The 14,850-nt window shown below is 37.3% G+C and carries 16 protein-coding genes; all 16 read right to left on the reverse strand.

Annotated features, from left to right (window positions below):
- Positions 1-50 precede the first annotated feature (50 nt).
- Positions 51-857 (reverse strand): MOSC domain-containing protein, encoded by an 807-nt coding sequence (locus BUB91_RS00400; protein WP_073095703.1) that lies wholly within the window; start codon positions 855-857, stop codon positions 51-53.
- A gap of 11 nt (positions 858-868) precedes the next feature.
- Positions 869-1,303, reverse strand: a complete 435-nt coding sequence (gene dut / locus BUB91_RS00405) for a dUTP diphosphatase (RefSeq protein ID WP_073095705.1) — start codon at positions 1,301-1,303, stop codon at positions 869-871.
- A gap of 3 nt (positions 1,304-1,306) precedes the next feature.
- On the reverse strand, positions 1,307-2,743 hold the full coding sequence (locus tag BUB91_RS00410) for a lipopolysaccharide biosynthesis protein (protein ID WP_073095707.1): 1,437 nt from the start codon (positions 2,741-2,743) through the stop codon (positions 1,307-1,309).
- Between the two features lie 69 nt (positions 2,744-2,812).
- Positions 2,813-3,241 carry a hypothetical protein gene (locus tag BUB91_RS00415; protein ID WP_073095709.1) on the reverse strand — a complete coding sequence of 143 codons (429 nt, stop codon included), beginning with the start codon at positions 3,239-3,241 and terminating at the stop codon, positions 2,813-2,815.
- A gap of 147 nt (positions 3,242-3,388) precedes the next feature.
- Positions 3,389-4,264, reverse strand: coding sequence for an ATP synthase F1 subunit gamma (atpG, locus tag BUB91_RS00420; RefSeq protein ID WP_073095710.1), 876 nt, complete (start codon positions 4,262-4,264; stop codon positions 3,389-3,391).
- Positions 4,265-4,293: 29 nt separating this feature from the next.
- Positions 4,294-5,874 (reverse strand): F0F1 ATP synthase subunit alpha, encoded by a 1,581-nt coding sequence (atpA, locus tag BUB91_RS00425; RefSeq protein WP_073095712.1) that lies wholly within the window; start codon positions 5,872-5,874, stop codon positions 4,294-4,296.
- Between the two features lie 50 nt (positions 5,875-5,924).
- Positions 5,925-6,464 (reverse strand): ATP synthase F1 subunit delta, encoded by a 540-nt coding sequence (gene atpH / locus BUB91_RS00430; RefSeq protein ID WP_073095713.1) that lies wholly within the window; start codon positions 6,462-6,464, stop codon positions 5,925-5,927.
- A 15-nt stretch (positions 6,465-6,479) separates the two neighbouring features.
- Complete coding sequence (locus BUB91_RS00435) at positions 6,480-6,980, reverse strand: F0F1 ATP synthase subunit B (protein ID WP_073095715.1); 501 nt, start codon at positions 6,978-6,980, stop codon at positions 6,480-6,482.
- Positions 6,981-7,056: 76 nt separating this feature from the next.
- A complete protein-coding gene (gene atpE, locus BUB91_RS00440) occupies positions 7,057-7,245 on the reverse strand; it encodes an ATP synthase F0 subunit C (RefSeq protein WP_004569351.1) in 189 nt (62 codons plus the stop codon).
- Positions 7,246-7,262: 17 nt separating this feature from the next.
- On the reverse strand, positions 7,263-8,450 hold the full coding sequence (atpB, locus tag BUB91_RS00445) for a F0F1 ATP synthase subunit A (RefSeq protein WP_073095716.1): 1,188 nt from the start codon (positions 8,448-8,450) through the stop codon (positions 7,263-7,265).
- A 90-nt stretch (positions 8,451-8,540) separates the two neighbouring features.
- The gene (locus tag BUB91_RS00450; protein ID WP_073095718.1) at positions 8,541-8,939 is read right to left on the reverse strand and encodes a DUF6168 family protein; all 399 of its coding nucleotides are present in this window, start codon (positions 8,937-8,939) and stop codon (positions 8,541-8,543) included.
- On the reverse strand, positions 8,936-9,151 hold the full coding sequence (locus tag BUB91_RS00455; protein WP_073095719.1) for an AtpZ/AtpI family protein: 216 nt from the start codon (positions 9,149-9,151) through the stop codon (positions 8,936-8,938). The genes BUB91_RS00450 and BUB91_RS00455 overlap by 4 nt, the downstream gene beginning before the upstream one ends.
- Positions 9,120-9,524: a bactofilin family protein gene (locus tag BUB91_RS00460; protein WP_073095721.1), complete on the reverse strand. Its 405-nt coding sequence runs from the start codon at positions 9,522-9,524 to the stop codon at positions 9,120-9,122. Before BUB91_RS00460 ends, BUB91_RS00455 begins: the two co-directional genes overlap by 32 nt.
- Positions 9,521-12,037 (reverse strand): type IX secretion system periplasmic lipoprotein PorW/SprE, encoded by a 2,517-nt coding sequence (porW, locus tag BUB91_RS00465; protein ID WP_449543903.1) that lies wholly within the window; start codon positions 12,035-12,037, stop codon positions 9,521-9,523. Before porW ends, BUB91_RS00460 begins: the two co-directional genes overlap by 4 nt.
- Positions 12,038-12,573: 536 nt before the next feature.
- Entirely contained in the window at positions 12,574-13,287 is a 714-nt protein-coding gene (locus BUB91_RS00475; protein WP_073095726.1) for an ABC transporter ATP-binding protein, read from the reverse strand.
- 52 nt (positions 13,288-13,339) lie between these two features.
- Positions 13,340-14,809, reverse strand: coding sequence for a DUF5687 family protein (locus BUB91_RS00480; RefSeq protein ID WP_073095728.1), 1,470 nt, complete (start codon positions 14,807-14,809; stop codon positions 13,340-13,342).
- Positions 14,810-14,850 lie beyond the last annotated feature (41 nt).

Here is a 14,850-nt window from a genome sequence, read left to right on the forward strand (position 1 = left end):
TAAAAATAAACCTGTGCAAAATACAAAGGATTTAGGTTTTTAGTGCGTAGCTATTGATTAATCGATATTATGTCGCTTTTTAAAAGTCTTCCTTCGTTTCTGGGAATCAGATACACGCCAAAATTTACTGCTTTTTCCTCTTTTTTATAAGTAGCAAGCGTGCGCAAAGGTTCTTGCCTTTTGTTAATTAAAGCGGTTTTAGGATCAATAGTAATAAGGCTACAACGAGGTGTTTTTTCAATCACATCAAAAATACAGGTTCCGATCGATATTGTTTTCCAAGACTCTTCGGAATATGCGGGGATACCCGATATTATAATATTTGGCCTGAAACGCTCCGCAGGCATCGCATTGTCTAGTTTAGTATTAAGATCTGCCACAGAAGCTTCTGAAACCAAATGAATAGGAAACCCGTCTGCAAAAGAAATGTATTGATTTCCAAGTAGATTATATTTACTGCTTACGGTTCTGAGATTGGTCTTATCTATACGTACGAGACGTAGCGCCTCGCCAAGATAATTTCTAAACCACAAGTTAGCTTCCTCATTGATTAGTTTTCCGAAAGCCGGATTTTCAAAAAGCTGTAATTCCTGAACCTCACCGGAACTCACCTTCAAAGGAATTTGCAATTCTTTACCATTGTCACTTATACTCAAGAAATCCTTGGTAATTGCTACGTTAAGCTGAAGTAATTGTGGCTTTTCACGAGCGGTTAAAACCTTCCCTTCCGAATTAACAAGAGCGAATTCCCGATCCAATTCAAAGCCTAAAGAAGTCACTTGAGTTTCAGAAAGAGAAATACCTCCTGCAGACTTTAGCGGATACGTATATAAAGATTTGATTTGTGGACTGTACACTTTTCTGAACTTTATTTTGTCCCGGTACTACCGAAACCTCCTTCTCCACGAGCCGTTTCGCTTAACACTTCAACCTCACTCCAATCAGCACGCTCGTGCTTCGCTATTACTAACTGCGCAATACGCTCCCCGTTTTCTACGGTAAAATCTTCGTTTGATAAATTGACCAAGATCACTCCTATCTCACCACGGTAATCGGCATCAATAGTTCCGGGGGCGTTAAGAACCGTAACTCCCTTTTTTGCTGCCAAACCACTACGTGGCCGTACCTGCGCTTCAATACCTACGGGTAATTCTATAAATAAACCGGTTCTAATAATAGCTCGTTCTAAAGGTTTTAATACAACCGAAGCTTCAAGTTCTGCACGTAAATCCATACCGGCAGAAGCTTCGGTCTCATAATGGGGTAACGCGTGACTTGATTTGTTGATGATTTTTATTTGCATGCCTTATTGAGATTTTCGGGTTAAAATTCGTTGAAGTTCTGTGCGTTCTAGCATAAAAGTTACTCCTGCAAAAAGCAGTATAAATGCGCTATTAACAGCATGGTTTCCTCTAAATAAATAGAATGAAAGCAAAGCGGCTGCCGTCGCCAGAGAGAGGTACATTGCAATTCTGGAAACGTTATACGGAATATGATAATATTTTTGTCCGTAAAAATACGAAATCAACATCATCACACCATAAGCTGCAACCGTAGCATATGCTGAAGCCATAAAACCAATCAACGGAATCAAAAAGAGGTTTAATAAAATGGTGAGTCCGGCGCCTAAAAGTGAAAAATACATGCCGTAACGCGTTTTATCTGTGAGTTTATACCATATCGATAAATTATGGTAAATACCCAGAAACAGATTACCCAAAAGTATATAAGGAACGATTTCTAATGCTTTGAAATAGGCCTCATCGCCAATGAGTATATCCTTAAAAAAGTCAATAAAGCAAACGATGATCATAAGCCCTAACGCTCCAGCAATCGTAAAATATTTAAGAATGGTTGCGTACGTGGTAGGCGCATTTTTGTTTTGAGCGTGGTTGAAAAAGAAAGGTTCTGCTCCCAGCCTGAATGCTTGTATAAAAATGGTCATAAATACCGCCAACTTATAACAGCCAGAGTACGCACCCATAACGTCCTTATCGAGCATATCACCCAGCAGTAATTTATCGAGATTTTCATTGATCACAAAGGCAATACCGGCAACGAGAACCGGCCATCCATAACGCCATAATTCACCGAAAAGCTTGAAATCAAAAATGAGTTTAGTCTTGAAAAAGTCTGGTGCTATTAAAATAAAGGTGACCAGACTCGCCGCGAGATTAGCGATAAAAATATAAGTAAGTAGTTCGTTTGAATCGTACCAATTAAATGTTAAGCCAAACTTTGGAATAGCCCACAGGAAAAAGAGATTTAAAAATACATAGACCGCTAGATTCATCAACTTAATACCTGCAAACCGCAGTGCTTTACCTTGAGCTCGTAAATATGCGAAAGGAGCTACCACAAGCGCATCTAGTATAGCAACACCTACTAAATAGCCAAAATACTCCACAGGAAGCTCCAGAGCCTCTGTAATGGGTGATTTAAGCAACCAAAGTATTACAAATGCAAGTAAGGCGGTTGTGGTAAGTGCAATAAGTACAGTGCTGTAGACGCGTTTTTTGTTCTGCGCTTTAGAAAAATACCTGAAGAATGCGGTTTCCATCCCATACGTGAGCAGGACATTTAAAAATGCAGCACCTATATAAAATGAGGTGATTCCTGCATATCCCGTCGTGTCTACTTTATCGGTATGCAGATAAACTAAGAAGATATTCATTATACGCGGCAGTATGGTCGCTAAACCATAAACCGCCGTGTCCTGAACAAATCGCTTGAGTACGCTCAAAAAAACAGAAATTTAAATAGTTCTAAAAGTAGTTATATTAATTCAGCAGAAGTCGTTTATACCTTGCTGTTATTGGTTAAGCTCAAGTATGGTAAAAAAAACTTTATCCTTTACTTGATAAGTCAACAGAGCTTGATTTTCTGATATTTTATAAGGTGGCTTAACAGGCATTTGCGGCAAAGGATTATTAGCTTCCTGTGCTCTATCTGTAGAAAGTACACGATCTTCTCCATTTACTTGTGTATCTGAAAATGCAGCATAATAGGTAGCTGTGCTATTCCAATGAACACGTGATTTTTTATTCTGAAAGTACAACTCTTTAAAAACTACATCAGCAGGTAATTCTGATACATCAAATACAACCTGAAACTCACCGGATTTTTCAGCTTTTGTTTGTGTTCTATCAACTTTAAAAGGAGGATTCTTCACGAATTCACTACTACCTCCGCAAGAGATATTCAAAATCAAAAGAAGGAATAAAGATACTCTGTAAATCATTGTATGCTTTTAAGTAACAAACGTTTTATAGGGAATTCGATTGTACCGGTTAATAATAAATAATCTTACTTCCGTAATCTCGATAATCGAGTAAATCAAAAAAAGCCTTGCAATTGCAAGGCTTTAAGATATGAAATAAAATAGTTTTTAATTATTTAATGCTTCTGCACCACCTACAATCTCAAGGATTTCATTGGTAATTGCAGCCTGACGTGCCTTGTTGTAAGTTAACTTAAGTTGATTTCTCAAGTCGGTAGCATTATCAGTTGCTTTGTGCATAGCAGTCATACGCGCACCGTGCTCACTAGCAACAGAATCTCTGATTCCTTTAAAGAATTGTGTTTTAAGCGCTTTAGGAATAAGCTGCTTAACAATCTCTTCTTTAGAAGGTTCAAAAATATAGTCTGAAATATTTGCCGGAGTCACATCTTCAAATTGTTCTTTTAAAGGAACAATAGGCAAGAATTGCTCACGCGTTACAATCTGCGTTGCCGCGTTTTTGAATGAGTTGTAAAGCAACTCTACTTTGTCATAAGTACCTTCAACAAAGAGGTCCATAACACGTTCTGCAACTGCCTCTACATTCTCAAAAGTCAAATCATCAAAAATCGCACTATCGTTATAGATAACTGTATGTGTCTTTTTAAGGATATCATTTGCCTTTTTACCTAAAGTTAAGAAGTGAACTTCTTTACCTGCATAAGCATTTTCTGCAATGTTCTTAGCTTCTTTAACGATGTTAGAATTGAAAGCACCTGCAAGACCTCTATTAGATGAGATCGCTACTACAAGTACTTTTTCTACAGAACGTTCTTCTGCAAAACGGCTCCCGCTGTCTCCTTCCATCGAAGCGCTAAGATTTTGAAGTAACTCGGTCAATTTATCAGAATACGGGCGCATAGCTGTAATAGCATCCTGAGCCTTCTTCAATTTTGCAGCAGACACCATTTTCATAGCGCTAGTGATCTGCATCGTAGAAGATACTGATGTAATTCGGTTACGTATTTCCTTTAAATTTGCCATTTATTTAATGGTTTCTTACTAGGCGAATATTATTTTTTATAACGAGAAGCAAGGTCATTTGCAACAGTAGTCAAAGTATCGATAACTTCGTCTGTTAATTTACCTGCTTTTAAAGTATCTAAAACATCTCTGTGTTTAGCGTTAAGAAATTCAAGATAATCTGTCTCAAATGCTTTTACTTTATCGATAGGCACATTACGCAATAAGTTCTTTGAACCTGCATAGATGATAGCAATCTGATCTTCTACTGTATACGGTGTATTTTCAGCTTGTTTTAGGATCTCTACGTTACGCTTACCTTTTTCAATCACGCTTAAAGTAGCAGCATCAAGATCTGAACCAAACTTAGCAAATGCTTCTAATTCACGGAAAGCAGCCTGATCTAATTTAAGTGTACCAGATACTTTCTTCATAGATTTTATCTGCGCCGATCCACCCACACGTGATACCGAAATACCCACGTTAATTGCCGGACGTACGCCAGAGTTAAATAAATCACCATCTAAGAAAATCTGACCATCTGTAATCGAAATTACGTTAGTAGGAATATACGCCGAAACGTCACCTGCTTGTGTCTCAATTATTGGAAGTGCAGTTAATGAACCACCACCTTTTACGATAGGTTTTAAGGTATCAGGAAGGTCATTCATATTTTTTGCGATATCATCATCTGCAATAACTTTTGCAGCACGCTCTAATAAACGAGAATGTAAGAAGAAAACGTCTCCAGGATATGCTTCACGACCCGGTGGACGACGTAATAAAAGTGACACTTCACGATAGGCGACCGCTTGCTTAGATAAATCATCATAGATTATTAAAGCAGGACGACCAGTATCTCTAAAGTACTCTCCAATTGCAGCACCTGCGAAAGGAGCATATACCTGCATAGGAGCAGGATCTGATGCATTCGCAGCTACAATAGTAGTATATGCTAAAGCTCCTTTTTCTTCAAGAACATTAGCAATACCTGCAACGGTAGATGCTTTCTGACCTACGGCAACATAGATACAGTAAACAGGCTTACCTGCATCATAAAACTCTTTTTGATTTAAAATGGTATCGATACAAACGGTAGTCTTACCAGTCTGACGGTCACCTATAACAAGCTCACGCTGACCACGACCAACCGGAATCATTGCATCAATAGATTTGATACCTGTTTGAAGTGGCTCATTTACCGGCTGACGGTAGATAACACCAGGAGCTTTACGCTCTAATGGCATCTCATAAGTCTCACCTTCTATAGCACCTTTACCGTCTATAGGCTGACCCAGCGTGTTTACTACACGACCCACAATACCTTCACCCACATTAATAGAAGCAATACGTTGTGTACGTTTTACCGTAGCACCTTCTTTTACTTCTTTAGAAGGACCTAAGAGTACAACCCCTACGTTATCTTCTTCTAAGTTAAGTACAATACCTTCAAGACCTCCGTCAAATGCTACGAGTTCTCCGTATTGTGCGTTAGAAAGACCATAAACACGGGCAATACCATCACCTACGGTGAGTACTGTTCCTACCTCATCTAATGAAGCTGATGCTTCAAAGCCTGAAAGTTGTTTCTTTAAAATTGTTGAAACTTCAGCTGGTTTTACTTCTGCCATTTTGTTTGATATCTAAATAAGCTTTGATACAACTCAAAGCTAAGTTGTAATTATAAACGTTTACTAAATTCTTTTTGTACGCTTGCCAGTTGATTATCAATACTTGCATCGTACTGTACATCTCCTACTCGAAGAATGAACCCACCTATAATGCTGGGATCTATGTGATGTTCTAAGGTTACTTCAGTACTGTTTGTTAGCTCTTTTACTTTAGCCAAAACTTTTGACTCTAAACTAGAATCAAGTTCTACTGCTGTGGTAACATGAGCTACAATAATTCCTTTAGACGCATTGTAAAGGTCTAAATAACTTTTTGCTACCTGACCTAAAAGAGAGGTACGCTTTTTATCTACTAAAAGTTCGATTAAGCTTAAAGTGCTGGGATCATACCCTTCGAAAATAGCTTTCAAAGAAGCTCTTTTATCTTCAGCTTTAATAACCGGACTCTTAAGCACACTGCGCAATTCTTTACTAGCACTTAGTGTCGCATCAATAGATTTCATATTACCAAAAACAACTTCTTCAGTACCTTTATCTTGGGCCTGATCTAAAATTGCTTTTGCATAACGTATTGCTGCTCTTGAAGACATGAACTGCTGGTTTTATTAGTTAAGGGTAGCGTCTTGCAGCATTTTATCTACATACTGCATTTGTTTTTTCTTGTCAGAAAGTTCTTCTTTAACCACTTTTTCAGCGATCTCTAAAGATAATTCTGCTACCTGACTTTTAAGTTCTGCTACAGCTGCACGTTTTTCTGCAGCGATAGCTTCCTGAGCCTGGGTGATGATTTTATCAGCTTGTGATTTAGCATCTTCCTCAGCTTCTGCGATCATCTTTGTTCTAATTTCACGAGCTTCTTTTAGCATTGTATCACGCTCAATACGTGCTTCCTGTAAAGCTTTCTCGTTATCAGCCTGAAGATTTTTCATCTCCAAACGCGCTTTTTCTGCTGCTTCTAATGCACCTTGAATACCTTGCTCACGCTCATCAAGTGAACTTAAGATAGGTTTCCATGCAAACTTCTTCATCAATAAGATGAGGATTAATAAAATAACAGCTTGCATAACAAACAAGCCCGGAGAAAAATCATTTAATAATTGATCCATCTTTAATTTAATGTTTTAAATAAAACAACTCCTGTAACCAACCGTTACAGGAATTGCTTAGTTGTTTAAGCTGTGATTATTTACCTAAGATCAACGCACCGAAAGCAAGACCTTCTAAAAGTGCACCTATGATAATCATCGCAGTTTGAATCTTTCCAGCCGCTTCAGGTTGACGAGCGATACCTTCCATCGCTTTACCACCGATTTGTCCTAGTCCGATACCACCACCGATAACGATTAATCCAGCTCCAATTAAATTGTACATAACAATTGATTTAAAAATTAAACAAAACTTTCTCTTACATCCTCTACGTCATCTACTTCGTGATCATCTGTGTCATGCTCATGGTGATGATCGTGTTCTGCCACGGCCATACCTATAAACAATGCAGATAGCATCGTAAAGATGAATGCTTGCAAGAATGCAACTAATATTTCAATAACCGAGATGAACAAGGTAAGAACTAATGATAATCCTGTAGAACCTACTGCGCCAAACTGGGCTTTTAATGTAATCATTAAAGCTACTAACCCCATTACCACTACGTGACCTGCTGTAATATTAGCAAACAAACGTATTAATAGCGAAAAAGGCTTAGTAAGCATACCTAAAACTTCGATAGGTATTAATATAATTTTCATAATTACCGGTACATCTGGCATCCAGAAAATGTGTTTCCAGTAATCTTTGTTACCGCTAAATTGTACGATAAAGAATGTAAACAATGCTAAACAAACGGTAACTGCTATTTGACCGGTAATATTAAAACCAAATGGTGTCATTCCTAACAAATTGGAAACCCAAATAAAGAAGAATACAGTAAGTAAGAAACTCATGTACTTTTTGTATTTGTGCTCACCTATGTTAGGACGAGCAATCTCATCTCGTACATAGATTACCAATGGTTCTAATGCACGACCAAAGCCAGTTGGTATCTTTTTCTTTTTGTACTGCTTCCCCAAAGAACCGAACCAAAAAAGCAACAACAAACCAACTAATAAAATACCAAAAACACTTTTCGTGATTGATAAATCAAAAGGCTTGTGTGCATTTTCAGGATGCTGATCTTCTCCCATCACGATTGAATCTGCACCTTCTTCTAATTCGTAAATTTTATCGTGAAGATTCACAAAACGACTTCCTCCTTTTTCCACTACAACTTCACCGTCAATATCGTGATGAAATTCTGAAGACATAAAAGCTACAGGACCATTACTTGCCCATAAAATTATTGGCAGTGAAAATCCAACACTGTGACGCTCACCATCACTTCCCTGATAAGAGAATAAGTGAAAATCATGAGAATCTTTTAAGTGATGATTAGTGTAATCAGTAATTTCCTGTTGTGTGTTAACAGGACCCTCGTTATTAGCTTCCGCGACACTATGCTCTTGCGCATTTACCAGTGATCCACACAATAGAAAACTGATAACAGCTAGAAAATGAATGGGTAAAGAAGTTATCTTCATTATAGTTTTTTAAAAAATCAGGCTTGCTAAAATTTGGTGCAAAACTAAACATTTTATTCACAAATGCACCTTTTTTATCAAGAAATAGAGTTAAGAATGCTTTTTTAAGATTTTAACAATTACCAAGACCTCGTAAATTAAGAATATAAAGATGGGTATCAGCATACTAAGACGCTCCATTCGTGTAAAAATTGCGTCAGAAAAAAGTAAATTCTTAAAAATTAATGCCAGTAAAAACAGTTTTGCAAAGATGGAAAACAAAAACATAAATCCCAGTTTATCACGAAGCTCGGGAAGCAATTCAGGAAGCGTGATAAATGTGAGACAAATGATCAAACTACTTATGGCTCCAAAAAGATAAAAATTAAGTAAATTATAAGGTAGTTCTACATCTAGCAGATCTAAAATACTCAGGTGTAAAAAATAAAAAACAACACCTAAAGCCACGATAATTAAGGCAGCTGTTGTTAATGGTTTTGTAAGGTTCATGAATTGAGACTTTTTACTGCGCGTATGATCACATACATAGATAAGAAAACGGCTATAAGTGATACGACAGGCTCTAAAAATGTAGTTTCAAATTTACGGTCTAACCAAGCTCCAAAGAGATTCCCCAGATAAATGGTTACTCCCATTTGTATGGCGATGGTAGAAAATTTTGCCCAGCTCTTAAGCGGACTTTCCGGCTTCTTTTCTGACATCGTTGCTTAGATTTTTTACGCCGTTGCCCATATTACAGCTCGCATTAAAGTCGGCACCAGGCTCTACTGCAAGTCTTCCTGTAGCAACTTCACCCTTTACAGTAGCAGATGCTCGTAAATTCAATAAACCCTCAACATTTAGATTACCATCTATAGCACCTTCAAGGTCAGCTTCTTTACAAATAAGCATTCCTTTAAGAAAGCCATTTTTACCGATGACTACTTTGCCGGTACTTTCTATTTTTCCTTCGAGTTTGCCATCTATTCTAAAGTCTCCTTCAGACTTAATTTCTCCTACAATAGACGTTCCTTCACTGATTCTGTTTTGTTTGTTTCCTCCTTCTGGAAACTTTGCAGATCTGTCTTTTCTCATGGTTCTGATTCTAAATTTTGATATGCGTCCATATTTTTATGCAGCTGTATAATTCTGTAATTAGCAGAACTTATTACAACCGGTTCTTGGTCATCTTTTTGCGCCAGCAATTTTGCTTCTTTCAAGCGTTCATTAAAATATAAAGCTTCAACCCTAGATTTAAAACCGTGAACAGCCAGATAACTAATCTCGTTATTATAAACATCTCGTGATACACTCTTATCTACCAGATTATTTTTTGTCAAATAACTACTTATAGAATTTTGTATTTGACCAATTGAATCTCGTTCATTGGCTTTAAACTCGTACAGTAACTTGTAATTTTTAGCTTCGGTATCAGCTATAAAATCTTTACTCTTCAATTGAGGTAAAGCTTTGTCTAAAAGTTCTTTTGCCTTTTTACCCTCTTCTTGGTTAGGATAATTGAGTGCAACATAATTTAAAGCTTCCTCATAGGCCTCATAACCTTGATAGCGCCCTATAGCTGTTGCTTTGAGTAACTCAAATTTTGGCACAAAGGTATCTCCCGCAAATTTATCTATATATCTGTTTGCTTCTGAAATCACACCGGCATATCGCTGATTTTCAAAATCCTGATATAATTTATTATACAATACTTCCGGACTGTCTTCATCCTGGCTCAGGGCTTCATTAGGATTTTTAATAATGCTGGCGTAGCGTGTGTCTGCGTAATTCTGAAGAATATCAAACTTGTATTTATCACTATTGAAAGTATCTCCCTGCGCTTCATAGAGCTGATACAAATTGTATTTAGCAGGAAGCACCAAGCGTTCTTCAGGATCATTAAACAACAAACGTTCTAAGCGATCTATTGCTAAAACCGGCTCTCTCAATTTTTCTTTATAGATCAAACCAAGCTGATAATAAGCGAAATTACGCGCCGTACTGATACTGTCGATGACGGATTTTTCTGAAGGAATTTTTCTGATGTAATTGTCTGCATTATACAAGCCGTTTTCTGCTGTCTCCAGTAAATCACCTTCTCCCGCAATCTCGTTTTGCGCCAATGTACCTGCCTGCTTATCAGAAAATCTCCAATTATCTTCATTAGGACGACTTCCCCAGCGAGTTTTGAAATCAAGCTTTCCCTGAGCAATTTGCACCGGACTGTAAAAATAAAATCCACTTGCAGATGGTGGCTCGTTGTTGTTATCTGCTACAAAAAATTCGTTATTAGACAACGTAGCTTCAGCAACCTCAGCAGCGATTGAATCTTTGGCTTTTTGTTCTTTCAGCCCTGCCATATAAGTTTCAAAATAGGCCAAACGATCAGCTTCATTCATCGAGACCAGATTTAAAATACTGTCGTTACGCGTAGCGATACCTTCATAAAGAATCACATCGCTAAGATTTTCACGCTTTTTATTGATGTTGCGATATTCACGTGTTTTTTTAAGTACAAAAGCAAGCGTGCTATCGTAATAAGCTCCTGCTATAATGTATTCTGAATTATTAAAGTTGAGATCTCCCAGACTTAAATAATTACGTGACGTGAGATATTTGTCCTCACCTTGAGAAGCGATTGATTTGTTATAATAGGAAACTGCGGAATCTTCACGGCCCACATTGCGATAGAACTCTGCAAACTGATGCTGAATGATATCTAGATACGGGCGGTTCTCGCGATTTTCTTCCAGATCAGTAAGCAATTCAAAAAGTTGTTCCTGATCCTGAGTTTCGTAGTTAAAATTCCGGATTTTATTGATGTAGGCATTAATCATATACCGGCGTGGTGAACGACGATTTAGATCAATTACTTTATCATAATTCGCATTAGCTAACTGGTTCTCACCAATCACGTCATACAACTGCCCTTTTATAAAATAATACCGACCTTTTTCTTCGCTCTTACGGGTAAGAAAAGCGGCTTTCTCAATATAAACCAGTGCGCTATCCAGACGGTCTTCATAAATATAACCTTGTGCCAACATCGCCGAAGCATCAGCAAAATCCTGACGGTCTAGCGCATCTTCTTCTTCCAGAAGTTTGTGCAAACTTTCTATTGCGATTTTGGTTTTCTCTAAACGTAAATTGGTTTTAGCCTTCCATATTTTGGCTTGAGCAATGTTGTTACTTGCAGGATAATACGATAGAATATAATTGAAAGCTTCCAACGCCCGTACAAAGCGCAAATCGTAATAACGAGATTTACCAAGCAGCATAAAGGCCTCATCTATTTGCGGATTTCGCTCGGTTCCGTTAATTTCCATACTGTGTTTTTGTATGGCCTTTGTGGCTTTTTCTTCAGCACGTTCAAAACTGGGGTCTTTAGCTGTCCCCGGCAATGGAATAAAATCTGGTGAATCTAAGCGCTCAATGGGTAAAATGGCCCAAAAATTATCTTGATAACCATCTATAAGGGCATTACGACCTTGCTCAAACGCCTGTCGCCCGTTAAAAAGGATGTTATACTCAGCCGTTATCGCGTGAAAATTACGCGACAAAAACTTGTCTTTCTTGCGGGAACACCCCACAAGAACAGCCAGTAACACTAGAAAAACGAATAATTTTTGTTCCAGAGTTTGCAAATCGTTTTAGATTATATAGCAATAACTGCAAAGTAGCAAAATTAGTATGAAGGGGTTAAAAAGACGTTAAAATAATTTTTTGAATCTAATACAGACTAAGTATAATTAATATTTGCCATATCATAGTTATAAAAAAAATAATCCTCGTTCTAAAAAATTTAATTGAATGAAATAGAATACTATAAATATGACTACTATTAGATTCAGATCTATCATTTTGAAGACGTAATTCTAAAATCAAACCCGATATTGAAAAAAATACAATAGAAACTATAGGTTCTTTTAAATTACTAAAAAACAAATCATTAGGTATTCCGAAATTAAAGAGATAATAATTCTGAATAAAAATAAATAGAACAGAAAATCCAATTAAACTAAACAAAAATTTCTTTGCTATAATAAAATCTCTAACGAATAAATAATAGACAAGAAAATTTACAACTCCAAAAAATATTAAATAGACTACTTGGATCACTCTCTTATTTTACAATTATTCATTCCTACTCCACCCCTAAATGCTCCTTACTAAAATAAGCCTCAAGTTCTTTAAGCGTTGCTTCAGAAGTTTTGATGTCGTTCACCACGCTTCCTTTTTCAAGTACTACAATACGCTCGCAAACTTCGGTAACGTGCATCAGATCGTGACTAGAGACCAAAACCGTAACTCCGGTTTCTGCTGCTAGTTTTTTGATGATTCCTTTTAAACGAATTTGAGTTGTAGGATCTAAATTGGCAAAAGGCTCATCTAGAATTACAACTTCAGGATTCCCTATAAGTGTAGCAACGATTCCTACTTTCTTCATATTTCCTTTAGAAAGATCGCGTAGGTATTTGCGTTTTCCCAAAATCTCATCATTAAAAAAATCTTCAAAACCGGCAAGCAGTTTGTCAACATCGGCTTTATTTTGACCGCGCAGTTCACCTATAAAATAGAAATATTCTTCAGCAGTGAGGTAACCTATTAAGAAACTTTCATCAATAAAAGAGGCCGTGTGTGATTTCCACGCTTCGCTTTCATTCACCTTAGCTTCTCCGTTTTGAATATATCCGGTAGTAGGTTGGATCAAATCGAGCAAAGCACTAAACAATGTGGTTTTACCTGCACCATTATTTCCTACCAAGCCAAAGGATTCTCCTTTAGGAATATGAAGTTCGTCTATTTTTAAAACGGTCACACCGTTATAAGTTTTTGATAAGTCGTGTATGTGTATCATAATTTTAGTTTTTATAGTTCCCTTCCCTTGGGGAAGGGTTAGGGATGGGATATTAGTTTTTCTGTTTGTAAGCAGCTATGGTTTTATACTTTTCGGCTTTATAAATGCCAATAATTTTTTTGAACATAAAATCTCTAAATGCAAAACCGGCAACTCCGGCTAAAGCAACTAGCGAATAACCAAATACAGGCCCAAGCGTATAATGCCCAATCGCATATAAAATTATAGGCAACAACAGTTTTGGCATGGTTATCAACAAAGTTTTTACGTTGAAAGACGAGCTATCACCAAATGCTTTTTTATTACTCGTTAGGTCTATTGGAGTTTTAATATAGGCACCGCCCCAAAGCACTACGTGACCGTTAACGCCCATATTGTAAATTCCGCCAACAAATACCGCGGCGTAAGCTTCCCATCCAAAATATAAATAGGCCAAACCTAAAATGGTAGAAATCCCAGAAGCAATCACAACCAGCATCCATTTTGACTTTAAATATTCTTCATAGCTGATGTTTTGCGTCATCATCAACGGGTAGTACGAACTGTCCCAGCTGGGAACAAATTGCCCAAAACTGAACAAGAAACCACCGGTAACAAATATTCCGGCAAAAATCTTCATAAACGGATTATCGTAGCTTTCGATTCCACCGGTAAAAAAAAGAAGTCCGTAGAACAAGAAAACGACACTCATAATCACCGTAGTTTTAGAGCGTTTGTTCCGTTTAATCAGCTTGATATCGTTTTTAAGAAAAAGTGCAGTTTTTCCGAAGCGATCTAACCAATCCAAATTTTCGGTAGTTGCTTCTTTCGCTTTAGCGGCAAGTCCTGCATCAAGGTATAAGCGTTTTAAGAAATACGCGTGTGCCACTTTATACAACCCAATCGCAAGCAAAACAGGAATGGTAAACAACCACAATTGCTCAAACAAACCTTGAAAGTAAGCTCCTGTGTAAGGCGTTACATCAAAAATCCCGTAATACTGCAATGCGCCAAGACCGATTATGACCGAAGCTAAACCAATAACCAGCGGCATCGCATCATTGAGAAAAACATTGATAAAGTTGTTGATGTAAATCATTGCCAGCATTCCCAGATGCCAAGTAATTACATGAACAGGATCATAGCCTTGACCAATTAAAACCACACTAAAAGGAATAAAGAAAAAGGCGTGTACGATATTAAAAAACGAGAGCATGGTTTTGCCCAAAGCAAAATCAACAATTTTAGCCTTTTTAAAAGGCAACAACAGCAAGGGCTTGATGTTGACAACCGGCATTTTTTGAAGCATATATTTTATAACCAGATCCAGAACCACATAATAAATCATAAACCGGTTTACGGTTTCCAGTGGTTCAAGTCCGGCTTTTTCAAGTCCAAAATAAGCACCAACGCCGGCAAGCGTAAAAATCCCAATAAAATAGAGCGCCCCCAGCGCCATAAAGATTTTTAAAACCAGATTGGTTTGAAAAGCAGCAGACCTAAAAAAGCTCTTCCATTCCAGATTGATAAAGTGTTTAACCATCTATTTTGTTTTTTTAGGATTTTTAGTTAATGCATTAGTGC

This window comes from Leeuwenhoekiella marinoflava DSM 3653 (assembly GCF_900129005.1).
GTDB classification, from domain to species: Bacteria; Bacteroidota; Bacteroidia; order Flavobacteriales; family Flavobacteriaceae; genus Leeuwenhoekiella; species Leeuwenhoekiella marinoflava.

Coding starts and splice junctions, on each gene's coding strand:
- dut (WP_073095705.1), bottom strand. CDS start 1,303: ATGCAAATAAAAATCATCAACAAATCAAGTCACGCGTTACCCCATTAT.
- BUB91_RS00415 (WP_073095709.1), bottom strand. CDS start 3,241: ATGATTTACAGAGTATCTTTATTCCTTCTTTTGATTTTGAATATCTCT.
- atpG (WP_073095710.1), bottom strand. CDS start 4,264: ATGGCAAATTTAAAGGAAATACGTAACCGAATTACATCAGTATCTTCT.
- atpA (WP_073095712.1), bottom strand. CDS start 5,874: ATGGCAGAAGTAAAACCAGCTGAAGTTTCAACAATTTTAAAGAAACAA.
- atpH (WP_073095713.1), bottom strand. CDS start 6,464: ATGTCTTCAAGAGCAGCAATACGTTATGCAAAAGCAATTTTAGATCAG.
- BUB91_RS00435 (WP_073095715.1), bottom strand. CDS start 6,980: ATGGATCAATTATTAAATGATTTTTCTCCGGGCTTGTTTGTTATGCAA.
- atpE (WP_004569351.1), bottom strand. CDS start 7,245: ATGTACAATTTAATTGGAGCTGGATTAATCGTTATCGGTGGTGGTATC.
- atpB (WP_073095716.1), bottom strand. CDS start 8,450: ATGAAGATAACTTCTTTACCCATTCATTTTCTAGCTGTTATCAGTTTT.
- BUB91_RS00450 (WP_073095718.1), bottom strand. CDS start 8,939: ATGAACCTTACAAAACCATTAACAACAGCTGCCTTAATTATCGTGGCT.
- BUB91_RS00455 (WP_073095719.1), bottom strand. CDS start 9,151: ATGTCAGAAAAGAAGCCGGAAAGTCCGCTTAAGAGCTGGGCAAAATTT.
- BUB91_RS00460 (WP_073095721.1), bottom strand. CDS start 9,524: ATGAGAAAAGACAGATCTGCAAAGTTTCCAGAAGGAGGAAACAAACAA.
- BUB91_RS00475 (WP_073095726.1), bottom strand. CDS start 13,287: ATGATACACATACACGACTTATCAAAAACTTATAACGGTGTGACCGTT.
- BUB91_RS00480 (WP_073095728.1), bottom strand. CDS start 14,809: ATGGTTAAACACTTTATCAATCTGGAATGGAAGAGCTTTTTTAGGTCT.